The organism is Rhodanobacter aciditrophus (assembly GCF_050026795.1).
Classification (GTDB): domain Bacteria; phylum Pseudomonadota; class Gammaproteobacteria; order Xanthomonadales; family Rhodanobacteraceae; genus Rhodanobacter_A.
Map to the genome: position 1 here is coordinate 514296 of NZ_JALBWP010000011.1, position 24440 is coordinate 538735.

26 protein-coding genes are annotated in these 24440 nt (G+C 70.1%); 11 read left to right on the plus strand and 15 right to left on the minus strand.

The annotated features are described in order from the left end of the window. Positions 1-69 precede the first annotated feature (69 nt). The 7 genes from ACQGNW_RS11090 to ACQGNW_RS11120 form a co-directional block, all read right to left on the minus strand. A complete protein-coding gene (locus ACQGNW_RS11090; RefSeq protein ID WP_426663223.1) occupies positions 70-1863 on the minus strand; it encodes a DUF885 domain-containing protein in 1794 nt (597 codons plus the stop codon). 113 nt (positions 1864-1976) lie between these two features. Further along, the gene (locus tag ACQGNW_RS11095) at positions 1977-3056 is read right to left on the minus strand and encodes a glycosyltransferase family 9 protein (RefSeq protein WP_426663224.1); all 1080 of its coding nucleotides are present in this window, start codon (positions 3054-3056) and stop codon (positions 1977-1979) included. Positions 3057-3087: 31 nt separating this feature from the next. Then, positions 3088-3612: a hypothetical protein gene (locus ACQGNW_RS11100; protein ID WP_426663225.1), complete on the minus strand. Its 525-nt coding sequence runs from the start codon at positions 3610-3612 to the stop codon at positions 3088-3090. A gap of 38 nt (positions 3613-3650) precedes the next feature. Further along, on the minus strand, positions 3651-3926 hold the full coding sequence (gene minE / locus ACQGNW_RS11105) for a cell division topological specificity factor MinE (RefSeq protein ID WP_426663226.1): 276 nt from the start codon (positions 3924-3926) through the stop codon (positions 3651-3653). Positions 3927-3930: 4 nt separating this feature from the next. Continuing rightward, positions 3931-4746, minus strand: coding sequence for a septum site-determining protein MinD (gene minD / locus ACQGNW_RS11110; protein ID WP_426663227.1), 816 nt, complete (start codon positions 4744-4746; stop codon positions 3931-3933). Between the two features lie 57 nt (positions 4747-4803). After that, entirely contained in the window at positions 4804-5559 is a 756-nt protein-coding gene (gene minC, locus ACQGNW_RS11115) for a septum site-determining protein MinC (protein WP_426663228.1), read from the minus strand. Next, on the minus strand, positions 5556-6173 hold the full coding sequence (locus ACQGNW_RS11120; RefSeq protein ID WP_426663229.1) for a GNAT family N-acetyltransferase: 618 nt from the start codon (positions 6171-6173) through the stop codon (positions 5556-5558). The genes minC and ACQGNW_RS11120 overlap by 4 nt, the downstream gene beginning before the upstream one ends. A 196-nt stretch (positions 6174-6369) precedes the next feature. Here ACQGNW_RS11120 and ACQGNW_RS11125 point away from each other — a divergent pair, with 196 nt between their 5' ends. From ACQGNW_RS11125 to ACQGNW_RS11155, 7 genes are all read left to right on the plus strand, one after another. Continuing rightward, positions 6370-7593: a sensor histidine kinase gene (locus ACQGNW_RS11125; RefSeq protein WP_426663230.1), complete on the plus strand. Its 1224-nt coding sequence runs from the start codon at positions 6370-6372 to the stop codon at positions 7591-7593. 121 nt (positions 7594-7714) lie between these two features. Beyond that, positions 7715-8356 carry a response regulator gene (locus ACQGNW_RS11130; RefSeq protein WP_367844488.1) on the plus strand — a complete coding sequence of 214 codons (642 nt, stop codon included), beginning with the start codon at positions 7715-7717 and terminating at the stop codon, positions 8354-8356. Positions 8357-8655: 299 nt separating this feature from the next. Further along, complete coding sequence (locus tag ACQGNW_RS11135; protein ID WP_426663231.1) at positions 8656-9981, plus strand: SRPBCC family protein; 1326 nt, start codon at positions 8656-8658, stop codon at positions 9979-9981. Between the two features lie 183 nt (positions 9982-10164). Then, entirely contained in the window at positions 10165-11106 is a 942-nt protein-coding gene (locus ACQGNW_RS11140) for an ABC transporter ATP-binding protein (protein WP_426663232.1), read from the plus strand. Then, complete coding sequence (locus ACQGNW_RS11145; RefSeq protein WP_426663233.1) at positions 11103-11837, plus strand: ABC transporter permease subunit; 735 nt, start codon at positions 11103-11105, stop codon at positions 11835-11837. Before ACQGNW_RS11140 ends, ACQGNW_RS11145 begins: the two co-directional genes overlap by 4 nt. Position 11838: 1 nt before the next feature. After that, positions 11839-13758, plus strand: a complete 1920-nt coding sequence (locus tag ACQGNW_RS11150; RefSeq protein ID WP_426663234.1) for a GldG family protein — start codon at positions 11839-11841, stop codon at positions 13756-13758. Positions 13759-13849: 91 nt separating this feature from the next. Beyond that, positions 13850-14707 (plus strand): cytochrome c oxidase assembly protein, encoded by an 858-nt coding sequence (locus ACQGNW_RS11155; RefSeq protein ID WP_426663648.1) that lies wholly within the window; start codon positions 13850-13852, stop codon positions 14705-14707. 35 nt (positions 14708-14742) lie between these two features. Here the strand turns inward: ACQGNW_RS11155 and ACQGNW_RS11160 are convergent, their stop codons facing one another. Then, positions 14743-15195, minus strand: coding sequence for a copper chaperone PCu(A)C (locus ACQGNW_RS11160; RefSeq protein ID WP_426663235.1), 453 nt, complete (start codon positions 15193-15195; stop codon positions 14743-14745). Then, positions 15192-15806, minus strand: coding sequence for an SCO family protein (locus tag ACQGNW_RS11165; protein ID WP_426663236.1), 615 nt, complete (start codon positions 15804-15806; stop codon positions 15192-15194). Before ACQGNW_RS11165 ends, ACQGNW_RS11160 begins: the two co-directional genes overlap by 4 nt. Positions 15807-15886: 80 nt before the next feature. On the opposite strand from ACQGNW_RS11165, the gene ACQGNW_RS11170 reads away from it, so the two are divergent. From ACQGNW_RS11170 to ACQGNW_RS11185, 4 genes are all read left to right on the plus strand, one after another. Next, positions 15887-16282 carry a DUF423 domain-containing protein gene (locus ACQGNW_RS11170; RefSeq protein ID WP_426663237.1) on the plus strand — a complete coding sequence of 132 codons (396 nt, stop codon included), beginning with the start codon at positions 15887-15889 and terminating at the stop codon, positions 16280-16282. A 51-nt stretch (positions 16283-16333) separates the two neighbouring features. Next, positions 16334-16696 carry a hypothetical protein gene (locus tag ACQGNW_RS11175; protein ID WP_426663238.1) on the plus strand — a complete coding sequence of 121 codons (363 nt, stop codon included), beginning with the start codon at positions 16334-16336 and terminating at the stop codon, positions 16694-16696. A gap of 164 nt (positions 16697-16860) precedes the next feature. Then, complete coding sequence (gene purT, locus ACQGNW_RS11180; protein WP_426663239.1) at positions 16861-18042, plus strand: formate-dependent phosphoribosylglycinamide formyltransferase; 1182 nt, start codon at positions 16861-16863, stop codon at positions 18040-18042. 301 nt (positions 18043-18343) lie between these two features. Continuing rightward, the gene (locus ACQGNW_RS11185) at positions 18344-19852 is read left to right on the plus strand and encodes an FMN-binding glutamate synthase family protein (protein WP_426663240.1); all 1509 of its coding nucleotides are present in this window, start codon (positions 18344-18346) and stop codon (positions 19850-19852) included. A gap of 36 nt (positions 19853-19888) precedes the next feature. Here ACQGNW_RS11185 and ACQGNW_RS11190 read toward each other — a convergent pair whose 3' ends face one another. The 6 genes from ACQGNW_RS11190 to ACQGNW_RS11215 form a co-directional block, all read right to left on the minus strand. Beyond that, on the minus strand, positions 19889-20593 hold the full coding sequence (locus tag ACQGNW_RS11190; protein WP_426663241.1) for an arginyltransferase: 705 nt from the start codon (positions 20591-20593) through the stop codon (positions 19889-19891). A gap of 273 nt (positions 20594-20866) precedes the next feature. Next, a complete protein-coding gene (locus tag ACQGNW_RS11195; protein WP_426663243.1) occupies positions 20867-21259 on the minus strand; it encodes a hypothetical protein in 393 nt (130 codons plus the stop codon). Between the two features lie 12 nt (positions 21260-21271). Continuing rightward, positions 21272-22138: an acyl-CoA thioesterase II gene (tesB, locus tag ACQGNW_RS11200; protein ID WP_426663244.1), complete on the minus strand. Its 867-nt coding sequence runs from the start codon at positions 22136-22138 to the stop codon at positions 21272-21274. A gap of 56 nt (positions 22139-22194) precedes the next feature. Then, entirely contained in the window at positions 22195-23247 is a 1053-nt protein-coding gene (locus ACQGNW_RS11205) for a saccharopine dehydrogenase family protein (RefSeq protein WP_426663245.1), read from the minus strand. After that, positions 23244-24257, minus strand: a complete 1014-nt coding sequence (locus ACQGNW_RS11210) for an alpha/beta fold hydrolase (protein WP_426663246.1) — start codon at positions 24255-24257, stop codon at positions 23244-23246. Before ACQGNW_RS11210 ends, ACQGNW_RS11205 begins: the two co-directional genes overlap by 4 nt. Continuing rightward, positions 24254-24397, minus strand: a complete 144-nt coding sequence (locus ACQGNW_RS11215; protein ID WP_426663247.1) for a hypothetical protein — start codon at positions 24395-24397, stop codon at positions 24254-24256. The genes ACQGNW_RS11210 and ACQGNW_RS11215 overlap by 4 nt, the downstream gene beginning before the upstream one ends. Positions 24398-24440 lie beyond the last annotated feature (43 nt).

Genomic DNA, 24440 nt, shown 5'->3' on the forward strand with positions numbered 1-24440 from the left:
AATTCGGAATCCGGCGGGATGTTCCGGTCGCGCGCCCGGCGCACGACCGGGCGCGGACCGCACGCCGCGTCACAGCACCGGCGAATCGTCCCCCAGCATCGCCTTGCGCACGATCGCGATCGGTGCGAAGCCCTGCTGCATGAAGGCGTCGTGGAAGCGTTCGAGGTTGAAGTCCTTGCCTTGCTTCTTCTCCAGGTCGGCGCGCAGCTTGAGGATCTCCAGCTTGCCCAGCGTGTAGTACAGGTAGGTGGGGTCGCTGGTGCCGCGCTTGGTTTCCACCTCGCCCACGGCGCGCGACTGGTAGCCTTCCTTCACGAAGAAATCCACCGCCTGCGCCATGGTCATCTGGCCGGTGTGCAGCTTGATGCCGACGATGAAGCGCGCGTTGCGCAGCAACGCGTCCTGCAGCTGGCCGAGGCGCAGCAGCAGTTGCTGGCGGCGGTCGTGCGGGTAGAGGTATTGCGCCAGGCCTTCGTCCAGCATCATCTGTTCGCTGTAGTGCGCCCAGCCTTCCACGTTGGTGTTCGCACCGAGCAGCTTGCGCACGCGATCGTGCAGGCGGTGCATCCACAGGAACTGGATGTAGTGGCCGGGATAGGCCTCGTGCGTGGCCACGCTGTTGATCACCGGGTAGCTGAACTGCGCCATGAACTCGTCGGTGCGCTGCCTGCTCCACGACGGCTCGGGCAGGGTGACGTTGAGGTAGGCCTCCTTCGCCACCGTCTCGTAGGGCCCGGGGGTGTCCATCGAGGCGAAGGTGGTAGCGCGCATGAACGGCGGCGTTTCCTCCACGATGGGCCGCACGTCGGAGGGCACCGAGATGATGTGCCGCTGCCTGATGAAATCGACCAGCTTGTCGAGGCTGCCGCGGAACACGGCCAGCAGCCGGTCCGGCGCGGGGTGGTCGGCGGCGAGCTCGGCCAGCACCTGCTGCGGCGTCTTGCTCGGGTCGAGTTCGTGCGCCACCCTGGCGAACTGCTGCTGGTTCGCACGCATGTCCGCGGTGTCGATGGCGATCAGGCGGTCGAGCGGCAGGGTGACCATCTCGTCGTACTTCAGCTTGTCGCGGTAGGCCTGCGCGCCGATGCGGAAGTCGCCATGCGAGCGCGGCAGCAGGTCGGTCTTCAGCCACTGCTGGTAGTCCTGCAGGGCCTTGATCACCGCGCCGTTGCTGGCGGCGAACTGCTGCTTGAGGTCCGCGTCGGTGACGTCGGCGAAGGCTGCGGGCACGTCGTGCCGGAAGAAGGCCACCAGGCCGGGCAGCTGTTCCAGCGCGATCTGCGTATAGATCTTCGGCGGGTTGTCGAGGTTCCGGCGCGCATCCGCCAGCACGGCGGGCATCTGCTTCTCGCGGGCGATCAGCGCGCGCAGGCGCGTCTCCGGCGGTGCGAACTTGCGCTCCATCAGGGTGAACGCGCTGCTGGTGATGCCGCTGGAATAGCTGTCGGGGTTCTTCTGCCACGGCCGGATGGTCTGCAGCGTGAGCAGGGTGCTGCGGATGTTGTTGAGCACCAGCTCGCGGTCGCCCTGCACGTATTCGCCCAGCGTCTTCGGGTCCACCGCGGCGACGCGCGCTTCCCACTGCCTCAGCGCCTTGACGTTGGCGTCGACGCCGGCGCGGGAGTAGTCCTCCAGCTTGCCGTCCCAGGCGTGCAGGCCGTCGCTGGTGGCGATGCTGGGATTGGCGGGGAAGTAGTAACTGTCAAAGTACTGGTCGGCCAGGCGCATGAAGGCCTGGTCGGCGGGCGAGGTTGCGGCGGAGGTGGTGGCGGCGACCGCAGATGCGGTTTGCGCGGCGAGCGCGGCGCCGCCCAGCGGCAGGGCGAGGGCAATGGCGCAGGCGATCCGGGTGAGCGGCTTCATCGATGGTTCCCCATGGCGAGATGGGCCGCGCCGCATGCCGGCACGGCAACGCGCGAAGCCTAGCGCAGCACCGTGCCTGCGCGCAGTGCCGTGGCGCACGCGGCGCGGCGGGCTCAGAGGTGGGCGGCGAGCTCGCGCGCCACCGCCTCGGGCGCGAGGCCGTAGGCGTGGATCACGTGGTTGCCGGGGCCATAGGGACCCCACTCGTCGGCGCGGGTGGTGGTGAAGATGCCCAGCGTGGACACGCGCGAGGCGCAGGCCAGGTGCATGATGCCGCAGTCGAGGCTGAAGTAGCCGTCGAGACTGGCGAGCACGGCGCCGAGCTGGCGCAGGTCGGTGGAGAAGTAGCCGGGGTAGCGCGAATCGAGCATGGAGCGGCCGGACATCGGCACGATCTCCACCAGCCGGCAATCCGGGCGCAGCTGTTCCAGCGTCGCGAGCAGCGGGTTCCACCAGTCCGCGCCGAGCAGCTTGGGGCCGGTGGCGTTGGCGAACACGCCGATGGTCTTGCGCTGCTGCGGGTCGGCGGGCGCGGCGGCAAGCACGCGCTCCAGCACGCGCCGGCCGCGGGCGCGTTCGGCCTCGTCGAGACGGATGTCCGGCACGGGATAGCCGGCCTCGGTGGTGGTGCCCAGCGCCTGGCGCAGCAGGTATACCGGGCGTTGGCCCTTGCTCTGCACATGCTCGGGCACCTCGACCGCGTGCGTCACGCTGCCGCTCTTCTTCGACCCGCTGAAGCCCAGCGTCCAGGTGGCGCGCGCCTTCAGCAGCAGCAGGCGGCCGGTCTGCGATTGTGGGTCGACGTCGATCGCCAGGTCGTAATGCGCGCGGCGCATGCCGCGCAATCCGCGCAGCCACTGGCGCGGATGGCCGAAGCCGTGCGCGGGCAGCTGGAACACCTGGCCGACGCGGTCGTAGTGGCAGTACAGTTCGCGGCCGGCCTGGCTGCGCGTGATGATGTCGATCTCGGCGCCGGGCCAGGTGGCTTCCAGTTCCTGCAGCAGCGGGGTGAGCAGCAGCGCGTTGCCCAAGGTGTGGCTGATGTGGCAGACCAGGATGCGCTGGATGCCACGCCGCGGCAGCGGCTCGCCGCTGGGCTCGGCGGGCTTGCCGAACAGCAGCCGCATCAGGCCGCGCGCCGCGCGGCGGCGCAGGTGGTCGAGGTCGAAGGAGTCGTGCGGGGGTCGCGCCACGGCGGGCCTGCAGGGTGATGAGGTGGGAATGTCAGCCGGTGCGCAGCGCGGCGTCGACCGGCGCGGGAGGCCCGCCGCCGGGCGCGAGCAGGCCGCGTTCGACCAGCCATTGCCGCGCGTTCTCCGCGTCCTGCTCGAACCACGCGCGGGTGGAGCCGAGCCGGAAGCTGTAGCCCCAGGCATCCATGTCGGCCATCAGCCGCGCGCGGCCCACGCCGGGCAGGGCGTCGGCCAGCACGATCTGCAGGTAGCAGGCGGCGTCCTCTTCCGGGATGGAGTCGGTGGCGTCGGTGTGCACGGTGGCGCGGCGCTCCGGCGGCAGCACGATCAGATGGCAGGCTTCGTGCAACAGCGAGTGCACCGGCGTGTCGTCGCGCGCGTACACGATGTGGCCGATGATGCCGGCCTCGTCGTCGCCCCAGTAGCTGCCGGGAATCGGCGCGCCGTCGGCCACGCGGCGCAGCGCGAGGCCGTGGCGGGCGAGCAGCGCGGCTGGCGCGGCGTCGCCGATATCGGCGAGGCGCAGCACGCCGGGGGCAGAAGTGGTATCGGACATGGATGGTGCCGCCCCGGCGGGCCGCGGCGGCAGGGCGCTCAGGTGGCGGGCGTGGCCGCGGCCTTGCCTTCGGGCAACGCCACCGACAGTTCCAGCACTTCGTGCCCGCTGTCGCGTTCGACGTTGATGTTGATCGCCTCGATGTCGACGTGGACGTATTTCTTGATGACTTCGAGCAATTCGTTGCGCAGCAGCGGCAGGTAGTCCGGCGCGCCGCGGGTGGAGCGCTCCTGCGCCACGATGATGCGCAGGCGTTCCTTGGCGAGGCCGGCGGTGGGCTCGGGCTTGCGCTTCAGGAAGTCGAGAATGCCCATCGGGTCAGCCTCCGAACACGCGTTGCAGGAAACCTTTCTTCGGTGCGTCGAGGAAACGCAGGGTGCGTTCCTCACCGAGGATGCGGGCCACGGTGTCGCTGTAGGCCTGGCCGGCGTGCGAATTCGCATCGAGGATCACCGGCACGCCCGAATTCGAGGCGGCCAGCACCTGCTCCGATTCCGGGATCACGCCGACCACATTGATGCCGAGGATCTCCTCGACGTCCTTCACGCTCAGCATGTCGCCGCTGGCCACGCGCACCGGGCTGTAGCGGGTCAGCAGCAGGTGCTGCTTGATCGCGCTCTCGCCGCGCTCGGCGCGCCGGGTCTTGCTGGCGAGCAGGCCGAGGATGCGGTCGGAATCGCGCACCGAGGAGACTTCCGGGTTTACCACCACCACGGCGTGGTCGGCGAAGTACATCGCCAGGTGCGCACCCTTCTCGATGCCGGCGGGCGAGTCGCACACGATGTAGTCGAAGCCGTCGTTGGAGAGGTCGTCGAGCACCTTCTCGACGCCTTCCTGGGTCAGCGCGTCCTTGTCGCGGGTCTGGCTGGCGGCCAGCACGAACAGGTTCTCGTGGCGCTTGTCCTTGATCAGGGCCTGCTTGATGGTGGCCTCGCCGTGCACGACGTTGACGAAGTCGTACACCACGCGGCGCTCGCAGCCCATGATCAGGTCGAGGTTGCGCAGGCCGACGTCGAAGTCGATCACCGCGACCTTCTTGCCGGCCATCGCCAGGCCGGTGGCGAGCGAGGCACTGGTCGTGGTCTTGCCGACGCCGCCCTTGCCCGAGGTGACAACAATGATTTCAGCAGTCAAGGAACCATCTCCCGGGAACGTTCTTGTCGTTGTGGTTGTTGCGGCAGCCGAGGCCGGTCACAGGCGGGCCAGCAGCAGTTTTTCCCCTTCCAGCCAGCATCGCACGGATTGGCCTTCGAGGTCTTTCGGAATCTGTTCGAACACGCGGTAGTGGCCGGCGATGGCCACCAGCTCGGCGCGGAAGTCGTGCACGAAGATGCGTGCGTCGGTGTCGCCCTGGGCGCCGGCCATGGCACGGCCGCGCAGGCCGCCATAGACGTGGATGTCGCCATCGGCGATCACCTCGGCGCCGTTGGCGACGGCGCCGGTGACCACGAGGTCGCGGTCGCGTGCATAGACCTGCTGGCCCGAGCGCACGGTGCCGTCGTGGTGCAGCGTCCCCTGCGTCCGCTCGTGCGCGGGTTCGGCCGGCTCGTGCACCGGCGCGACGGCCGGTTCGGGCGTGGCGGCCGTCGCGGCGTGGCCGTCGGCCGGCTCGTAGGCGGCGCGGAACTTGGCGATCAGCGGCAGGCCCATGCGCCGCGCCAGCGCCTCGGTCTCGCTGGTGCCGTAGGCCAGGCCCACCGGCAGCATGCCCGCGCTGCGCACCGCCTCCAGCAGCGCGTCGACCGCGCCGTCGTCGGGCAGGTGCAGCAGGTGACTGAGATCCAGCACCACGGCGGCGCGGGCGAACAGCTGCGGCGCGGAGCGCACGCGGCGCTCCAGTTCCTCGCAGAGCGCGGCGGCGTCCACGCGCTTGATGCGCACGTTGGCTATGCCCACCTGGCCGAAGCGCAGGTCGCAGGCGTCGGTGGCGTCCAGTGTGGCGGTCATGCGTGGCGCTCCCCGGCTTGCCGGCGCGGTTGCGCGGTCAGCGTCGGGCGCTGACGCTCGGCCAGCCAGGGAAGATCCGGCAGGCCGCCGTGGTCGAGCCAGGTTTCGCGCACGTAGGCGTAGCTGGGCAGCTCCTTGGCGAGCAGGCTCACCTGGCGACCCTTCGGCCCCATGCGCTGCTGACCCACTTCCTGGAAGCCGTAGGTGCCGTGGAACAGCACGACCACGTCGTCGCGCGGCTCCAGGAACACCTCGCAGGCCAGCAGCGGCACGCGCACCTCGGCGTAGCTGGTGACGTCGCAGTAGAAGATGCGGCCGAGGCCGTGGCGGCGGTAGGCGTTGGCGATCACGATGCGATCGATGTACACGAACGCGGGGTAGCGTTCGCTGAACCAGCGGTAGTTGGGGCTGTGGTAGTCGCCGCCTTCGCGCAGCGCGATCAGGAAGCCGGCGACGTGGCCGTCGATCTCGGCGACGCGGAAGTAGTCGGCGCGCTCGAAGAAGTAGCGCAGCTGCGCGGCGTCGAGGACGATGATGGATTGACCGGCGGCGTTGTTGAGGGCCAGCACGGCGTCGAGGTCGTGCTCGCTGACGTCGCGGATGGCAAGGGCCATTCGTTGCTCCGCAGGGATGGAGTGGGCCGAGGCCGGCATGGCCTCGCGGCAATGGCGCATTATGGCACGCACCCGCCACCCGCACACCTCGCGATGCGGGATGTAAAGACCCCGTAAAACGCGGAGCCTGTGCCTTTTGGCAGGCATGACTTTCCACGGATTGCGCGCGCCGGGCGCGTGTCCAATCATGTGGGGCATGCCCCAGGTCAATTTCAGCCATATCCGGCTGCTGCGCTTCGCCGGATTGTTCACCTATCTGTGCGTGGGCACGCCGTTGCTGACGCAGTGGGCGTCCGATCGCCTGAATCAGCTGCATCGACCCGGGTTCTCGCTGCTGGTCTGGACGCTGTGCTACCTGATGTTCGGCCTGCTGTACTGGGCCGTGACCTACGACCTCGGATCGCGCCGCTACGTGGGCGTGCGCCTGCTGGGCGTGCTGGTGATGAGCGCCGCGGCGGTGGCGGTAGGCTGGTACAGCCACAGCGGCCTGGTCGCGATGCTGTTTGCGGTGACGGCCGTGGTGCTGCCGTGGCTGCTGCCGTTCTGGCTGGGCGTGTTCTGCATCGTGCTGCAGAACGCCAGTCTGGTGGCGGTGTTCGTGCACTTCCCCGAGTTCGGCCACAGCTTCGGCCAGGCCGCGCTGCAGACCATCATCTACCTGGGCATCTGCGCGCTGGCGTTCATCGCCTCGGTGGTGGCCAGCCGGCAGACCGAGGAGCGCGAGGCGCTGCGCCGGCTCAACTCCGAACTGCGCGCCACCCGCGCGCTGCTGGCCGAGTCCAGCCGGCTGGCCGAGCGGATGCGCATCGCGCGCGAGCTGCACGACCTGATCGGCCACCATCTCACCGCGCTGAGCCTCAACCTGGAAGTGGCCAGCCACGTCTGCAACGAGGACGCCGGCACGCACGTGCGCAAGGCGCAGACCACCGCCAAGCATCTGCTGGCCGACGTGCGCGAAGCGGTGAGCGAGTTGCGCCAGGACGACGCGATCGACCTCACCCAGGCGCTGCGCAGTCTCACCGAGGGCGTGCCGGGGCTTTACGTGCACGTGACGATGCCACCGCGCTTCAGCGTGGAGGACCCGCGCCGTGCGCAGGTGCTGCTGCGCTGTGCGCAGGAGATCATCACCAACACCGCGCGCCACGCCGGCGCGCGCAACCTGTGGCTGACCTTCGCCTATGCCGGGCCGAGCCTGCTGGGCCTGCATGCGCGCGACGACGGCCGCGGCGCCGCGCAGCCGGCGGCGGGCAACGGCCTGTCCGGCATGCGCGAACGGCTGGCCGAGTTCGGCGGCAGCATGGTGCTGGATACCGCGCCGGGCGAGGGCTTCTCGCTGACCGTTCGGCTGCCGCTGGGCGAGCAGCCGGAGCTGGCGCATGCGCCCTCGCGGACCGAGCCGCCGGCGCTGAGTGTGCCCTGATGCGCACTATGAGTTCGCGCCGTGCGCTTCCCGCATGCCAGAATGCGGCGGTTCGGACGCCGCACTGTTCCCCTTGTCGTTCGCCGGCGTGCCGGAACGACGACCGCTTCGAGGATCCGCGATGATTTCCGTCTGTCTCGTCGACGACCAGAACCTGGTGCGCCAGGGCGTGCGCTCGCTGCTCGATCTGGCCCAGGACATCCGCGTGGTGGCCGAGTGCGCCGACGGCGCACAGGCGGTGCAGGAGATTCCGCGCGTCAAGCCCGACGTGGTGCTGCTGGACCTGCGCATGCCGAACATGAGCGGGCTGGAGGTGCTGCAGGCGCTCGGTGCGCGCAACGAGCTGCCGCCCACCATCATCCTCACCACCTTCGACGACGACCAGCTGGTGCTGCAGGGCCTGAAAGCCGGTGCGCGGGGTTATCTCCTGAAGGACGTGTCGCTGGAGCAACTGGTGGAGGCGGTGCGCACCGTGGCCGCCGGCGGCTCGCTGGTGGCGCCGATGGTCACCCAGCGCCTGCTGGCCGGGGTGGGGCGCATGCAGAACCAGTTCACCAGCCTGGAGCAGCCCGACCCGTTGACCGAGCGCGAGACCGAGATCCTGCGCCTGCTCTCCGGCGGCTACTCCAACAAGGAGATCGCCAACTCGCTGAAGGTGGCCGAGGGCACGGTGAAGAACCACGTCTCCAACATCCTCTCCAAGCTGGGCGTGCGCGACCGCACCCGCGCCGTGCTGAAGGCGCTGGAGCTGGGCATCGTCTGAGCGCGCCGCGGGGCTGCGCTTCCATGCGCCCGCGGATGCTGCGGCGCAACGTCCGTCGCGGGCCGGCAAGCCTGTCGCGACAAGGCCTTGCGGCCGTCCATACGGCTCGCCGGAACCCGATGGCGTTCCGGCGCACGAGCAAGTAACATCCGGTCCTTCGGCGCTTGCCGACCCCCGGTCATCTCCCCGCGATCGAGCCATTGCCAAGGCTCGCGCGAAGGCTGGGGCAACACCTGAGTACCGCGTAACAGACGCTCGGAGACCCTGGAATGATGCGTGTTCGTGTTCTTGAATTTCTCATGGCGCTGGCCATCGTCGTCGGCATCGGCGTGCTGGCCGCGGTGGTCATGCCGGGCAGCGGCCACATCGAGCGCTCGCTGGTGGTCGGCAAGGACATGCGCCAGGTCTACGACGTGCTTTCGAACTTCCGTCGCCTGCCCGAGTTCTCCGTGCTGAACTCGTACGACCCGCAGCTCAAGTACAGCTACTCCGGCAAGGCCTTCGGCCCCGGCGCCGAGGTGAGCTGGAGCAGCAGCGATCCCCGCGTCGGCAACGGCTCGCTGACCATCGACAGCGCCACCCCTGACTTCAACAAGGTCGACGGCACCGCCAAGACCGCGAAGATCGTGTGGGACCTGGACAACGGCTGGAAGGGCTACGACAAGACCTTCACCCTCGACCTGGAGCGCCAGGGCAGCCGCAACCAGCTCACCAACGTCACCTGGTCGTATGACGTGAAGTACGGCTGGAACCTGGTGAACCGCTTCGCCAACCTGTACATCCACGGCGACCCCGACTCGTTCATCGAGTTCGGCCTGAACAACCTGCAGAACGTGCTGGCCTCGGTGCCGAACGTGAGCTACGGCGACCTGATCCCGTACATCCGCCAGACCGAGCAGACCCCGGTGCTGCTGGTGCCGGCGTCGATCCAGCGCAAGGACGGCATCGAGGGCCTGGCCGACACCGTCGACAAGGCGGTGGCGCAGATCCAGGCGACGGCGAAGAAGCTGGGCGTGAACGTCACCGGCCCGCGCATCATCTTCACCACCAACTACGGCGATACCACGTACACCTTCGACGTGGCCATGCCGATCGACTCCAGCACCGTCAACGTCAACGGCCAGACCCAGCAGCTCACCACGCCCACGCCGCCCGCCCTGGGCAGCGCGCCGGCCGATGCCGGCACCGCCGCGGCCCCGGCCGAGGCGGCCACGCTGAAGCCCGGCGACCACGACAAGTTCGGCCGCCTGGTCGTCGACGGCGACGTGCGCGCGACCCTGGCGTTCGGCGGCCCCGCGCTGGAAGGCGTGTGGAACGGCACCGCCGCCGGCGTACCGCAGACGCGCGACATGCTGAAGGCCTACGCGCTGACCCACGGCTACAAGTTCGACGACGTGGTGAACCGCATGTACGACATCCTCGCCAAGCCCGAGGTGAAGGACGCGCAGGGCAACATCACCAGCTACGCCGAATTCGACGTCTACCTGCCGATCACCAACGCGCCGGAGCAGACCCCGGAGCAGGCCGCCGGCATCAAGCAGCCGACGCTGGAAGTGGAAGGCCCGGCCGCCGCCGGCAGCGCACCGGCGCCCGCGAGTACGGCGGCGGATCCCGCCAGCAGCTGAGTCCCGTCCGCCGCTCCATCGAAAGGCCCCTCTCCGGAGGGGCTTTTTTGTGGCGCAGATCGCTGCGCGCCATCTCGGCGGGCGGGTGGAACGGCGCTCCGCCGTACCGTTGCCGTGTCGATACGCCGGAACCTTCCCGCCTGCATGCGGTACATTGCAGATGATTTCGCCGCCCGCCCATCCATGATCGAGACCGAACGACTCACCCGCCGCTACGGCCATCTCACCGCGGTGGACGCGTTGAGCATCCGCGCCGAGCCGGGGCAGGTGCTGGGGCTGCTCGGCCCCAACGGCGCGGGCAAGTCCACCGCGATGCGCATGATCGCGGGCTTCCTCGCACCCACCAGCGGCACCGCGCGGGTCTGCGGTCACGACGTGCAGCGCGAGCCGCTGGCCGCGCGCCGTGCGCTGGGCTATCTGCCCGAGGGCGCACCCAGCTATGGCGAGATGACGGTGCGCGAGTTCCTGGTGTTCATCGCGCGCATGCGCCGGCTCACCGCCGAAGTGGGGCGGCGCCGCTTCGACGAGGTGGTGGGCTGGCTGCAGCTGGAGGACGTGCTGGAGACCTGCATCGACACGCTCTCCAAGGGCCTGCGCCGGCGCGTGGGCCTGGCCCAGGCGATCCTGCACGACCCGCCGGTGCTGATGCTGGACGAACCCACCGACGGCCTCGACCCGAACCAGAAGCACACGGTGCGCCGCCTGATCGACGCGATGGCGCGCGAACGCACGATCCTGATCTCCACCCACCTGCTGGAGGAGGTGCACGCACTGTGCAACCGCGTGGTGATCGTCGCGCGCGGCCGGCTGCTGGCCGACGCCACGCCGGCCGAGCTGGAGGCGCGCTCGCGCTACCACGGCGCGGTGTCGTTCAGTGCGCCCGGCAGCGGCGTGTCGCAGGAGATGCTTGGGCGGCTGCCGCAGGTGGCCGCGATCGAGGTGGACCCGCTGGACGGCCGCATCACGGTGTTTCCGCGGCCTGGCGTGCGCATCCTGGAACCGGTGGAGCAGCTGCTGCGCGAGCAGGGACTGGAAGTCTCCGAGATCCAGCTCGAGCGCGGCCGGCTGGACGAGGTGTTCCGCCAGATCACCACCGCGCAGGACGACGCGGGGGACGCTGCATGAGCCCGGTCGGCGCGGTGATGCGGCGCGAGCTGCGCAGTTTCTTCGTCACCCCGATGGCTTGGGTGTTCCTGGTCATCTTCCTGGTGCTGGCGGGCATCCTCACGTTCTACACGGGCGATTTCTACGAGCGAGGGCAGGCCGACCTGCAGCCGTTCTTCGCGGTGCATCCCTGGCTGTACCTGATCCTGGTGCCCGCGGTCACCATGCGCATGTGGGCGGAGGAGGCCAAGGGCGGCACGCTGGAGCTGCTGCTCACGCTGCCGCTGGCGCTGTGGCAGGCGATGCTGGGCAAGTTCCTGGCCGCCTGGCTGTTCATCGGCCTGGCACTCGCGCTGACCTTCCCGCTCTGGCTCACCGTGAACTACCTCGGCGCGCCCGACAACGGCGTGATCTTCGCGGGCTACCTCGGCAGCTGGCTGATGGCCGGCAGTTTCGTGGCGATCGGCGCCTGCCTGTCGGCGCTCACCCGCAGCCAGGTGGTGGCCTTCGTGCTCACCGCCACGGTGTGCGTGCTGTTGATCCTCGCCGGCCAGCCGCAGGTGCTCGACTTCTTTTCCGGCGCGCTGCCGCGCCGGCTGGTCAACGCGATGGCCTACCTCAGCATGTTGCGCCACTTCGAGGCGATCGCGCGCGGCGTGCTGGACCTGCGCGACCTGGCCTATTTCGTGCTGAGCACGCTGGGCTGGCTCACCGCCGGCGTGCTGCTGCTCGCCCTGAAGCGGGTGCGCTGAGATGGCCCGCCTGCGCCTGCCCGCCGCATTCACCACGCCGCTGCGCGTCAGCCGGCGCGCCTGGCTGTACGCCGCGCTGGCGCTGCTGGCGCTGGTGACCGTATCGCTGATCGTCAGCAGCGGGCACTGGTTGCGCGCGCGCCGCATCGACCTCACCGCCGACAGGCTGTACACGCTCAGCCCGGGCACGCTGCAGATCGTGGAGCACCTGCAGCGGCCGCTGCGGCTCACGCTGTACTTCTCCGAGCACGCCACCCGCGACCTGCCCAAGCTGCGCAGCTACGAACAGCGCGTGCGCGACATGCTGCGGGAGATCGCGGCACGCTCGCACGGGCGCGTGCAGCTGCAGGTGGTCGACCCGGTGCCGTACTCCGACGACGAGGCCAGCGCCGAGGGCGCCGGGCTCACCCCGGCCAGCGGCGGCAGCAACGGCGAGCGGGTGTTCTTCGGCCTCGCCGGCAACGTGCTGCCGGCCGGCGCCGACGGCGAGGCGATGGAGGGGGCGGCGCCCGAGCGTTCGCTGGCGATCCCGTTCTTCGATCCGTCGCGCGAGCCGTTCCTCGAATACGACATCGCCAAGCTGCTGTACGAACTCAACGAGGCCAGCAAGCCGCACATCGGCGTGATCAGCTCGCTGCCGGTGGAAGGCAATCCGGTGCTGGGACAGCAGCCCTGGGTGGTGATGCAGCAGCTGGCCCAGCTGTTCGATGTGAAGACCATCGACCCGGATCGGCTGAAGCAGGTCGGCGCGGACATCCGTGTGCTGCTGCTGATCCATCCCAGGCAGCTGCCGGCGGACGCGCTGTATGCGATCGACCAGTACGTGCTGCGCGGCGGCCACCTGGTGGTGTTCGTCGATCCGGATGCGGAGCTGGACGACACGCCGGGTGATCCGGCGACCGGCGCGCTGCCCGACCACAGCTCCGACCTGCCGCGGCTGTTTGCGGCCTGGGGCGTCCGCTACGACCCGCACGAGGTGGTGCTGGACCGTTCGCACGCGCTGGCCATCGAACTGAACGGCGCCAACGCGAGCCATCCGGCGATGCTGGGGCTGGATGCCCAGCAGCTCAACCACGACGACGTGGTGACCGCCAGCCTGCAGCGCATCGACCTCTCCACCACCGGGCATTTCGACCTGGCGCCGGACGCGACCACGCGGCTGATCCCGCTCTTGCAGAGCAGTTCCGACGCCGAGCTGGTGCCGACGCAGCGGGTGCTGCAGGCCAGCGACAACCCGGCCCTGCTGCTGCAGGGCTACAAGCCGGACAACACGAACTACGTGCTCGCCGCGCGCCTGCGCGGCACGTTTTCCAGCGCGTTCCCGGAGCGCGCGCGGCAGCCCGGCCACCTGGCGCATTCCGCCGCCGGCGACGAGGTGATCCTGGTCGCCGACACGGACCTGCTCAGCGACCGCCTGTGGGTGGAGCCGCAGACCGTCCTGGGCCAGGTCATGATGCGGCCGTTCGCGAACAACGGCGAGTTCGTCAGCAACCTGGTGGACAATCTCAGCGGCTCCTCGGCGCTGCTGTCGATCCGCGGCCGCTCCACCTCGCAGCGGCCGTTCACCCGGGTGGAGGCGCTGCGCAACGTGGCCGACCAGAAATTCCTGCAGAAGGAGCAGGAACTGGAGCGCGAGCTGGCCGAGACGCGGCAGCGGCTGGAGGAGCTGCAGCCGGGCAAGGGCGGCGGCCATGCCGGCAGCATCGGTACCGAGCAGCGGCACGAGATCGAGCAGTTCCGTCAGCGCCAGCTGGCTATCAACAAGGAGCTGCGCGACGTGCAGCACCAGCTCAACGCCGAGATCGACGCGCTGGGTCTGCGCCTGAAGGTGATCAACATCGTGGTGGTGCCCGCGCTGGTGGCGCTGCTGGGCCTGCTGTACGGCTGGCGCCGCACCCGGCGCAACCGGCGGCGGCGGTGAGCACGTCCGTGATGCGGGCGGCAATCCGTCGCAATGGCGCCGCTGCCGTGGGCGCTATGCTGGGCCGGGTATCGCGTGCGGGCATGTCGGACTGATGGCGACGCTGCTGAAATGGTTCGTGCCGTGGGAGTTCTCGTGGGTGTTCCTCGCGAGCTTCCTGGTGGCCTGCGTGCTGTACTGGCGCGGCAGCCGGCGCGTGCGCGTGAGCCGCGGCCGCCGCGCGGCGTTCTGGATCGGCATGGCGATCATCTGGCTCACGCTGCAGACCTATCTCGATTTCTACGCCGAGCACGAGTTCTTCGTGCACCGCCTGCAGCAGTTGCTGCTGCATCACCTCGCGCCGTTGCTGATCTGCGCCTCGTTCCCGGCCAGCGTGCTGCGTGCCGGCCTGCCGCGGCGCTGGCGCGTGCGCAGGCTGAAGCGGCTGCGGCGTTCACGGCCCTGGCGCGTCGTCGGCGGCACGCTGTTCCAGCCGCTGGTGGCTTCGGTGCTGTTCGTGTTCTTCGTGCTGGTCTGGCTGGTGCCGTGGGCGCAGACGCTGGCTATGCTGGACTGGCGCGTCTACCGCTTCATGAACTGGACGATGCTGCTCTCGGGCTTCGCCTACTGGTCGCTGATCCTCGACCACCGGCCGCACCCGCCGGGGCGGATGGGCGCAGGCATGCGCGTGCTGTCGCCGGGCATCACGATGGCACCGCAGATCCTGGCCGGGGCGATCGTCACGTTCTCGCGCAGCGACCTCTACCCGATCTTCGAGATCTGCGGCCGCGCGTTCAGCTTCAACGTGCTCACCGGGCAGATGATCGGCGGCGTGATCACCTGGGTGCCGGCGGCGCTGCTGGAATCCGTCGGCGGCCTGCTCGCGCTGCGCCAGTGGCTGCGCCTGTCGCGCAGCGGCCGCCTGCCGCGCAAGACCTGGCAGACGCCACGCCGGGCGGTGCTCGATTGAAGCGTGCGATCAGGGACGATCGCCAAGTCAGTTGCTCAATCCTCGTCGCTCAACGCACCGGCCGGGCGCGCGAGGAACTTCACCGGCAGCGTGCCGCCATCGCCGAATTGCAGCACCACGCGCACCGTGTCGCCGGGGTGCACCGGCTGCTTCGCGTGCATCAGCATCAGGTGGTAACCGCCGGGCTGCAGCGCCTGCGTGCCGTGGGCGGGAATCGGCAGCGCATGGATCATCGTCATGCGGTTCATGCCGCCCGCATGGGAGCTTTCGTGCAGCATCGCTTCGCCGTAGGCGGGGCTGCTGGCGCCGGTCAGCGCGACCGGCCGGTCGCCGTCGTTGCGCAGCACGACGTAGCCGCCGGCCGGCAGGTCGCCGGGCAGCACGCGGATCCAGGCATGGCTGGCGACGACCTGGGCGATGGTGCCGGCATGTGCGAGACCGGCGCCGAGCAGGCCGGTGAGCAGCAGGGGCAGGGCGATACGGTTCATGCGGAAGCTCCCGGGGGCAGCAGCAGGCGCAAGTCGTGCACCAGGTCGTCCTGTGGCGTGCCGGGTGTGGAGAGCACGCGGGCACGGCCGTCGCGGTCGAACACGTAGATCGCGGAGCTGTGGCTGACTTCGTAGTTGCCGTCCTTGCTGCCCGGTTCGCGGGTGAACGAGGCGCGATAGCGCTTGACCAGTGCCTCGATCGCGCCGGGGCTGCCGGTAAGGCCCACCGCACGCTTGTCGAAGGCGTTGACGTAGGCGTGCAGCACCGCCGGCGTGTCGCGCGCGGGGTCGACGCTGACGAACAGGATGCGCACGTCGTCGGCCTGCTTGCTCAGCTTCTGCAGCACCACGTGCAGGTGGGCCAGCGTCAGCGGGCAGACGTCGGGGCAGTGCGTGTAGCCGAAGTACAGCAGCAGCACCTTGCCGCGGTAGTCGGCGGCGGTCACTGTCTTGCCGTTGTCGTCGGTGAGCCGGAACTGCAGGTCCGGCATGTGCCCGCTGATGTCGGTGAGCTTGAACGGCAGCGCGTCGCGGTGGCAGCCGCCCAGCAGCAAGGCGCCGGCCAGCGGCAGCAGGAGCAGGGCGAGACGCAGGAGGCGCGGGAACTTCATGCGAGAATCCGTCGGCATCGATCGCCCAAGCATACGCCAGCCCCTTCGCTGTGCGCCCCCTTTGCCTCCGGAGCCCGAGCATGCCGCGACAAACTGTCCGCTTTCGTGTCGGCGTGCCAGCTGCCGGCCTGCTTGTCGGCATTGCCGGCGCAAGCGCGGTATTACTGGGGGCATTCGGCGCGCATGCCCTGCGTGACGTGCTCGACCCCGCCCATCGAGAGCTGTGGCGCACGGCGGTGGAATACCACGCATGGCATGCGCTGGCGCTGGCGCTCGCGGCGGCGCTCGGCGCGGGGCGCGCGGGACGTTGCGCCACCGTCGCATTCGCGTTCGGCATCGCGCTGTTCAGCGGCAGCCTGTATGCGCTGGCGCTGGGTGCGCCGCGCTGGGTCGGCGTCGTCACGCCGCTCGGCGGCATCGCCTTCGTGGCAGGCTGGATCGCGCTGGGATTGGCGCTGCGCCCACGCGGGGCCTGACGCCGGCGAAGGCGTCATGCGCCTGTCATGGCGCGGCGCGAGCATGCCGGCATGCATTCCCCCGCGAGCCAGCGCGTTCGTTCCTGGTGGCCCGCCGCCGTTCTCTGGGCGGGCCTGCTGGCGATCGTGCTGGGAGGTTTCGGCCCGGCGCATCCGCCGTCGGGTTCGGGGCGGCTGATGCGCTGGCAGGGCGCTGGACGCGACTGGCTGCTGGTCGCCGACGACGCTGCGAACCGGCTGGTCGTGTACGACGCCACCGACGGCCGCCTGCTGCGGCGGCTCGATCCCGCTGTGGTGGGCGACGTCGCCACCCTGGCGCGGCGCGACGGGCGCCTCTACGTGGTGGGCGATGACGGCGCGCGCAACGAGCTCAGGCTTCCGCAACTGACGGTGGCGGCGTCAGGCAGGCGCTGAGGGTCGTGCCGACGTGCAGCCTCGCGCCAGCCGCCATCGGCAGCGCATGCCCCGGGCGGACGATGGTGCGCTGCCGAAGCGCTGCATGGCAAGGCCTTGCGAGGGGCGCGAAACCCGCGCCGCTCCACCTACAATACGCTCCCGCCCAGCGACGGAGCACGCCCATGAAACCCTTCGGCACGCCCCATTCCGATCACGCCGTGCGCGTGCTGCTGCTGGGTTCCGGCGAGCTCGGCAAGGAGCTGGCGATCGAGCTGCAGCGCTACGCGGTGGAAGTGATCGCGGTGGACCGCTACCCCGCCGCGCCGGCGATGCAGGTGGCGCATCGCAGCCATGTGGTCGACATGCTGGACGGCGCCGCGCTGCGCCGCGTGATCGAGACCGAACACCCCGACCTGGTGGTGCCGGAGATCGAGGCGATCCACACCCCCACCCTGGTGGAGATGGAACGCGAGGGCCTGCACGTGATCCCCACCGCGCGCGCCGCGTGGCTGACGATGGACCGCGAGGGCATTCGCCGGCTGGCCGCGCAGGAACTGGAGCTGCCGACCTCGCCGTACCGCTTCTGCGACAACGAGGCCGACTACCGCCGCGCGGTGGCCGACATCGGCTACCCGTTCGTGATCAAGCCGGTGATGAGCTCCTCGGGCAAGGGCCAGAGCATCGTGCGCGACGCATCCGGTCTGCAGCACGCGTGGGACTATGCGCAGTCCGGCGGCCGCGCGGGGCAGGGGCGGGTGATCGTGGAAGGCTTCGTCGACTTCGACTACGAGATCACCCTGCTCACCGTGCGCCACCGGGACGGCACCAGCTTCTGTGCGCCGATCGGCCATCGCCAGGAGGACGGCGACTACCGCGAGTCGTGGCAGCCCCAGCCGATGAGCGACAAGGCCCTGGCCGAGGCGCAACGCCAGGCTGCGGCGGTGTCGAACGCGCTGGGCGGCTGGGGCGTGTTCGGCATGGAATTCTTCGTCAAGGGCGATGCGGTGATCTTCTCCGAGGTCAGCCCGCGCCCGCACGACACCGGCCTGGTCACCCAGATCTCGCAGGACCTGTCGGAGTTCGCGCTGCATGCGCGGGCGATCCTCGGGCTGCCGATTCCCGTGATCCGCCAGTTCGGTCCCTCGGCATCGTGCGCGGTGCTGGTGGAAGGCGAGGGCCGCGCCCCGCGCTACCACGGCGTGGCGGCGGCGCTGGCCGAGCCGGACACCCAGCTGCGCCTGTTCGGCAAGCCCGAGGTGAAGGGACGCCGGCGCATGGCGGTGACGCTGGCGCGCGACGCCGGCATCGAGGCGGCGCGCGCGAAGGCAGTGCGCGCCGCGGCGCAGCTGCGCGTGGAGCTGTAACGGTTTTCTCGCGCTCCCCTCCGGGGCACGCGGGGAGCGGCCACGGATGGCCGCGGCTCCGAGGAGCGGGGGGAGGGTTGGGGTGAGGGGCGGCTCTGGCAGAGTCACTGTCATCGAAGCGTGCGTCGATCAGTGGTGTTCGAGCCTTGCGCCTCGCCTCGATCCTTTCCCCAAGGGGAAGAGGAGGAAGCACGCGTCTCGACTTCCTCGCTCACCAAGGCGCCGCCAGCCGTGGCTGCTCCTCGCGTTCGCACGCCGTGCGAGTTACGCTCGACGCGATCGCAACGCACGGGAGTCGCTCATGCAATCGACGGGATTCGCGCACTGGCTGGTGGTGCTGGTGGAAACGCTCGCGGCGCTGTTCCTGCTGCTGCTGGCGGTGGCGGTGGCGGTGATCGCGGTGGTGTGGGTGGTGGACCGCAACCAGACCTCGAACGCGGTGCTGCGCAACTTCCCGGTGATCGGCCATTTCCGCTACGGCTTCCTGCGCCTGGGCGAGTTCTTCCGCCAGTATCTGTTCTCCAGCGACCGCGAGGAGCTGCCGTTCAACCGCGCCCAGCGCGTGTGGGTGTACCGCGCGGCGAAGAATGCGGAGAACACCAACGCGTTCGGTTCCACCCGCGACCTGCGCGGCGAAGGCGTGCCGTTCTTCGTCAATGCGGCGTTTCCGGCGCTGGGCGACCACCACGTGGAGCCGAAGCCGGTGCGCATCGGCCCCTATGCCCGCGAACCCTACGACCACGCCGCGTTCTTCAACATCTCGGCGATGAGTTTCGGCGCGCTCGGCGCGCCCGCGGTGCGCGCGCTGTCGCACGGCGCGGCCAAGGCCGGCATCTGGGTGGACACCGGCGAGGGCGGGCTGGCGCCGTACCACCTCGAAGGCGGTTGCGACATCGTGTTCGAGATCGGCACCGCGAAGTACGGCGTGCGTACGCCGGACGGCAAGCTGGACGACCGGAAATTGCTGGCGATCTGCGCTCACAGGCAGGTGAAGATGGTCAGCATCAAGCTCGGCCAGGGCGCCAAGCCCGGCATGGGCGGCCTGCTGCCTGCCGCCAAGGTGACGCCGGAGATCGCCGAGATCCGCGGCATTCCGGTGGGGCAGGATTCGCAGAGCCCGAACCGGCACCTGGACATCGGCAACGTGCCGGAACTGCTGGACGCGATCCGCCACATCCGCGAGCTCACCGGCAAGCCCACCGGCTTCAAGGCGGTGTTCGGCGACATGGCGATGATCGAGGAGCTGTGCGACGAAGTGCACCGGCGCGGCATCGAGAGCGCGCCCGATTTCATCATCGTCGACGGTTCCGAGGGCGGCACCGGCGCCGCGCCGCAGACCCTGATGGAAGGCGTGGGCCTGCCGCTGCACGAGGCGCTGCCCGCGCTGGTCGACACCCTGGTCGTCAAGGGCCTGCGCGAGCGCGTCAAGGTGATCTGCTCGGGCAAGCGTATCACCGCCTACGACGTGGCCTGGGCGCTGTCGATGGGTGCCGACTTCGTCAACTCCGCGCGCGGCTTCATGCTGGCGCTGGGCTGCATCCAGTCGCTGCAGTGCAACCGCAACACCTGCCCCACCGGCATCACCACGCAGGACCCGAAGCTGCAGCGCGGCCTGGTGGTGGCCGACAAGAGCGGGAAGGTGGCGAACTACGCGAAGAACGTGATGCACGAGGTGGGCATCATCGCCCACAGCTGCGGCGTGGACGACCCGCGCCAGCTCGACCGCACGCATTGCCGCGTGGTGGGCGACGACGGCATCTCGGTGCCACTGGTGAAGCTGTTTCCGTATCCGGAAGCACCCGGGGCTTGAACTTGCAGGAGCGCGCGGCAGGGCGGCGCTCCTGCCTCACGGCATCACCTTCCAGCCCTCGGCCGTGCGCAGCTGCAGCGGCTTGAAGCGCCGCTTGTAGTCCATCTTCGGGTGGCCCTCGATCCAGAAGCCCAGGTACACCCAGGCCAGGTTGCGGCGGCGGGCCAGCGCCACCTGCTGCAGGATCGCAAAGGTGCCGAGCCCGCGCGCGTCTTCGGCAGGGTCGTAGAAGGTGTAGACCGCCGACAGGCCGCTGCGGCAGACATCGGTGACCGCCACGCCCAGCAGACGACCGTGCAGGCGGAACTCCAGGAACACGGTCGGGCTCCACGGCGCGGTGAGGAAGCGCCGGAAGTCGCTGGCGTCGGCCTCGTCCATGCCGCCGCCGGGGTGGCGCTGGCGCAGGTAGCGCTCGTACAGCGCATGGCGCTCGGCGTTGTAGCCGGCCTGGCATTCGGTGACGGTGAGGTCGGCGTTGCGCTTCAGGCAGCGCCGCTGCGAGCGGTCGGGCTGGAAGTGCAGCGCGTCGATGCGGCAGGGGGTGCAGGCGTGGCACTCCGGGCAGTGCGGGAAGTACAGGTGCCCGCCGGCGCGGCGGAAGCCGCGTTCCAGCGCCGGCCCGTACAGCCGGTCCAGCTGCGGCGCGGCCGGGTCGATCACCAGGTTCTGCGCCGTGCGCTCGGGGTAGTAGCCGCACGCGTGGGGCAGGGTCTGGAACAGGCGGACGTGTTCGGAACGCATGGCCCGATTCTAGGCTGGAGCGGCGGCAGGCGCACGCTGCAGGGCGTAAGAGCCTGTTCAATGTCTCCACGCAGCCCGCGTTGCCTTGCCGTGGCCGTCAGGTGGTAGTGCGTGGCGCAGCGCCTGCCTGGCCGGCAGGTCAAGCCGCGCGCTGCCGCATGCCTGCGTCATCGCTCGGTCGTGGACGGACGTCCACTCCTTCGTTCTTCCTCGGCCTGCACGCAAACAGCTCCCGGCGCGGGCCACGCGGGGATATTGAACAGGCTCTTGGCCTCAAATGATGTGCAGGTAGCGCAGCGTCATCATCGCGACGATGCCCAGGATGGCCAGCATCACGATGCGGCGCACGCGCGCCACGGTGTGTTTGCGCCGGGCCAGGGGCGAGGGATTGCGCGCCTCGGCCAGGTCCTGGCCGTGGCGCACCACCGGCTCGATGCCCAGGTCGCGCAGCAGGGCGCGGGCGCGGGGGTAGTCGTCGGCGCGGGCGATCCACACCTGTTCCCAGCCGCTGCGGTCGTAGTCCGTCTCGCGGTAGCTGAAGCGGCGGTGGCCGGGTTTGCGCCAGTTGGACCGGTTCTCCACCGTGGCCTCGATGCCGTGCTCGGCCATCAGGGCGACCACGCGGTCGATGTTTTCGGGGCGGGGCGAGGTGTAGATCTGGCGCATGTCGGAATTCTACTAGCCGTTCCGCAGGCGGATCAGGCCTTCCTGCGCAGTGGAGGCCACCAGCTGGCCGTCGCGGCTGAAGATCTGCCCGCGCGCCAGGCCGCGGCCGCCCTGGGCGGTGGGGCTGTCGAAGGAGTACAGCAGCCACTCGTCGACCCGGAACGGGCGGTGGAACCACAGCGCGTGGTCGAGGCTGGCCATCTGCACGTTGTGGGTGAGGTAGGAGATGCCGTGCGGCAGCGTGGCGGTGCCGATCAGGTGGAAATCCGAGGCGTAGGCGAGCATCGCCCTGTGCAGCACGGGCGAATCGCCGATCGGCGCGGTGAGACGGAACCAGATGTGCTGGATCGGCGGCCGCTTGGCCGGGTGCAGCTCGTCGCGTGGCCACACCTGGCGGAACTCGAACGGGCCGTCGATGCCCAGCCAGCGCTGCAGCTTCACCGGCAGCTTGGCCAGCTCGCCGGCGGGCAGGTGGCGCATCGGTTCCACGTCCTCCGGCGCGGGCACCTCGGGCATCGCCATCTGGTGCTCGAAACCCTTCTCCGGCTCCTGGAAGGAAATCGCGCCGTTGAGGATGGGCTGCCCGTGCTGGATCGCCACCACCCGGCGCGCGGAGAACGAGCCGCCGTCGCGGGCGCGCTCCACGCTGTAGACGATCGGCGCGTCGATGTCGCCGGCGCGCAGGAAGTAGGCGTGCAGCGAATGCGCCTCGCGCGAGGGATCGACGGTCTGCTGCGCGGCCGACAGGGCCTGCCCCAGCACCTGGCCGCCGAACACGAAGCGGGTGCCGATGTCGCGGCTCTGGCCGCGGAACAGGTTGTCCTCGAGCCGCTCGAGCTGCAGCAGTTCGACCAGTTCCTTGACGTGCTCTTCGCGCATGCGGCGGGCCTTGGCGGAAATGCGCCAGTATACCGGGAGCGCCCGCCGCTCCCGCCTCAGCAAGCGGGCAGCGGCACCTCGACCCTCGCCCCGGTCTCGATCGCCACCGCGAGGCCGGCGGGCGCGAGCGCGGCCAGGAAGTCGCATGCGTCGAACGCCTGTCCTGCGGCCAGGGCCCCGCAGCCGCTCACCCGCCCGTCGAGGATGCGCTGCAGCGCCTCGGCCAGCAGCGGCGCGGTGACGGCGTAGATGTCTCGCCCGCTGGCGGTGGCGCGCCCGGCGCGATCGCCGCGGCGCACGCGCACGTCGACCATGAAGCGCTGCGCGGAGCGGCCGCTGTCGTCGGCGGCAACGGGTGGCGGCGTGGCCGGGTCGCGCAGGTCGCGCAGCGGGGCCAGGTTCATCCAGGCGTGCAGGTTGCGGCAGGCGATGTGGTGCGGCACCAGCACCGCCTCGGACAGCGTGAGCAGCACGGTCTCCTGCGGCCCGAACGGCGCCGGGAAATCCGTCGTGCGCACTGGCGCCGGATCGGGCAGATGGAGCGTGCGCCCGTGCTCGATGTAGCTGCGCGGGTGGTGGTTGCGTTCGCCGGTGATGCGGGTGCCGCGGGTGGGATGCCAGCCGTCGAGAGCGACGGCGATATCGACCGCGTCCGCATCGCCGGCGCCGTCGAGCACGGCGCTGGCCAGCAGGTCGGCGAGGCCACCGTAGAAGGCCATCGCGGGCAACACCGTCACGCCGGCGCTGCGCGCCTCCGCGTCGCGTGCGAGGGCGTCCGCCACCACGCGCTGCTCGGCCGCCACGTCGAGGTAATGGATGCGTGCGCGAAGCGCTGCGTCGAGCACCGGCGCCGAGGTGTCCATGAAGGGTCCGGCGCAGAGCAGAACGGCGGCAGTGCCGGCGAAGGCCGCGTCCAGCGCGGCGGGATCCGCGACGTCGGCGACGCGGGTTTCGACGCCGGTGGCTTCGGCCAGCGCCGCCAGCTTCGCCGCATCGCGGCCGCAGGCCACCGGGACGAGACCGCGACGGCGCAGCTCGGCCAGCACGAAGCGGCCGGTGTGGCCATAGGCGCCGTACACCGCAATGCGGCGGGAATGGGGTGCGTTCATGTGGCTTCTCTCCAGAGCTTGCGCGCCTCTTCGGCGATGACGTCCGGGCGTTCCTCGGGCCAGAACAGCTTGCTGCGCGGCAGCCGGCGTACGCCCTGCGAACGTCCGAAGGCGCGGTCGAGGAAGTCGGCGTTGTCGGGGGCAAAGATCGTGTCGGCGTCGCCCCAGACAATGCGCACCGGCACGCGTGAGCGCGCCAGCAAGGGGGCGATGCCGGCCAGCGGGTTGTGTTCCAGCGCGATGGCATAGGCGTGCGCCAGATCGCGGCTGTGTTGCGACGCCAGCAACGGCCCGAAATACGTGTCGATGGCCTCGTCGCTGGGGTGCGCGGGATTGGCGTAGCACATGCCGCCGATGCCGGCGGCCGAACGTGCCAGGGCGTGATCGCGATACCAGTGCCCCAGCCAGTCGTCGACGAAGCGGCCCTGCCTGGCCAGCGCGATCACCGGCAGCATGGCCGGCGGCGGGCAGTCCTGCTCGGTGTCGCAGTTGGTCAGCAGCAGGCTGCGCACGCGCTCCGGATGGCGGGCAACCAGCAGTTGCGCCACTGCGCCTCCGCTGTCGCTGGCGATCACGTCGGCGCTTTCGACGCCCAGCGTGTCGAGCAGGGCGACCAGCATCGCCACCTGCGCGGCGGGCGCGCACGACTGCCCTTCGGCCACCCGGGTGTAGCCCAGGCCGAGGAAGTCGGGCGCGATGCAGCGCCGGTACGGTGCCAGCCTCCCGAGCGCACCGCGCCACTGGAAGCCGTTGAGCGGGAAGCCGTGCAGGAACAGCGCTGCCGGTCCGCTGCCGCGCTCGACGTAGGCGATGTCGCCGAACGCGGTACGCGTGTAGCGGCGCGCGGCATGGAACGTCGTGGCATCCATCGCAGGAGTGACCGCATGCGGCCAGCTGGCACAGCCGGCGAGTCCCGCTGCGCCCGCGCCCGCGGCCAGCATGAGGAAGCGGCGCCGGCCAACGTCCGGCGCCGTCGTCCGCGCGGCGGATGAGGGCATTTCGCCGCTCACGACCGCGCTTCCGCCTCGCGCAGCTTCTGCGCGCATTCCTCGCAGCAGACTTCGACGGTGCGCCCGCCGATGGTCACCTCGATGGCATTGCCGTCGAGCGGGTAGTCGCAGGTGGCGCAGGTGGCTTCTTTCGCTTTCATGGTGGTGCTCCGGTGATGCCCGCGATCGGGCAGGCACAGGAGA

What these genes read in the sequence shown, in the direction of transcription:
- ACQGNW_RS11120 (WP_426663229.1), bottom strand. Translation starts at nt 6,173, where the DNA reads ATGGCCCTTGCCATCCGCGACGTCAGCGAGCACGACCTCGACGCCGTG.
- ACQGNW_RS11140 (WP_426663232.1), top strand. Translation starts at nt 10,165, where the DNA reads ATGATCGAGACCGAACGACTCACCCGCCGCTACGGCCATCTCACCGCG.
- ACQGNW_RS11090 (WP_426663223.1), bottom strand. Translation starts at nt 1,863, where the DNA reads ATGAAGCCGCTCACCCGGATCGCCTGCGCCATTGCCCTCGCCCTGCCG.
- ACQGNW_RS11205 (WP_426663245.1), bottom strand. Translation starts at nt 23,247, where the DNA reads ATGAACGCACCCCATTCCCGCCGCATTGCGGTGTACGGCGCCTATGGC.
- purT (WP_426663239.1), top strand. Translation starts at nt 16,861, where the DNA reads ATGAAACCCTTCGGCACGCCCCATTCCGATCACGCCGTGCGCGTGCTG.
- ACQGNW_RS11215 (WP_426663247.1), bottom strand. Translation starts at nt 24,397, where the DNA reads ATGAAAGCGAAAGAAGCCACCTGCGCCACCTGCGACTACCCGCTCGAC.
- ACQGNW_RS11100 (WP_426663225.1), bottom strand. Translation starts at nt 3,612, where the DNA reads ATGTCCGATACCACTTCTGCCCCCGGCGTGCTGCGCCTCGCCGATATC.
- minC (WP_426663228.1), bottom strand. Translation starts at nt 5,559, where the DNA reads ATGACCGCCACACTGGACGCCACCGACGCCTGCGACCTGCGCTTCGGC.
- ACQGNW_RS11185 (WP_426663240.1), top strand. Translation starts at nt 18,344, where the DNA reads ATGCAATCGACGGGATTCGCGCACTGGCTGGTGGTGCTGGTGGAAACG.
- ACQGNW_RS11160 (WP_426663235.1), bottom strand. Translation starts at nt 15,195, where the DNA reads ATGAACCGTATCGCCCTGCCCCTGCTGCTCACCGGCCTGCTCGGCGCC.
- ACQGNW_RS11150 (WP_426663234.1), top strand. Translation starts at nt 11,839, where the DNA reads ATGGCCCGCCTGCGCCTGCCCGCCGCATTCACCACGCCGCTGCGCGTC.
- ACQGNW_RS11165 (WP_426663236.1), bottom strand. Translation starts at nt 15,806, where the DNA reads ATGAAGTTCCCGCGCCTCCTGCGTCTCGCCCTGCTCCTGCTGCCGCTG.
- tesB (WP_426663244.1), bottom strand. Translation starts at nt 22,138, where the DNA reads ATGCGCGAAGAGCACGTCAAGGAACTGGTCGAACTGCTGCAGCTCGAG.
- ACQGNW_RS11145 (WP_426663233.1), top strand. Translation starts at nt 11,103, where the DNA reads ATGAGCCCGGTCGGCGCGGTGATGCGGCGCGAGCTGCGCAGTTTCTTC.
- ACQGNW_RS11190 (WP_426663241.1), bottom strand. Translation starts at nt 20,593, where the DNA reads ATGCGTTCCGAACACGTCCGCCTGTTCCAGACCCTGCCCCACGCGTGC.
- ACQGNW_RS11175 (WP_426663238.1), top strand. Translation starts at nt 16,334, where the DNA reads ATGCATTCCCCCGCGAGCCAGCGCGTTCGTTCCTGGTGGCCCGCCGCC.
- ACQGNW_RS11135 (WP_426663231.1), top strand. Translation starts at nt 8,656, where the DNA reads ATGGCGCTGGCCATCGTCGTCGGCATCGGCGTGCTGGCCGCGGTGGTC.
- minE (WP_426663226.1), bottom strand. Translation starts at nt 3,926, where the DNA reads ATGGGCATTCTCGACTTCCTGAAGCGCAAGCCCGAGCCCACCGCCGGC.
- ACQGNW_RS11170 (WP_426663237.1), top strand. Translation starts at nt 15,887, where the DNA reads ATGCCGCGACAAACTGTCCGCTTTCGTGTCGGCGTGCCAGCTGCCGGC.
- ACQGNW_RS11195 (WP_426663243.1), bottom strand. Translation starts at nt 21,259, where the DNA reads ATGCGCCAGATCTACACCTCGCCCCGCCCCGAAAACATCGACCGCGTG.
- ACQGNW_RS11130 (WP_367844488.1), top strand. Translation starts at nt 7,715, where the DNA reads ATGATTTCCGTCTGTCTCGTCGACGACCAGAACCTGGTGCGCCAGGGC.
- ACQGNW_RS11125 (WP_426663230.1), top strand. Translation starts at nt 6,370, where the DNA reads ATGCCCCAGGTCAATTTCAGCCATATCCGGCTGCTGCGCTTCGCCGGA.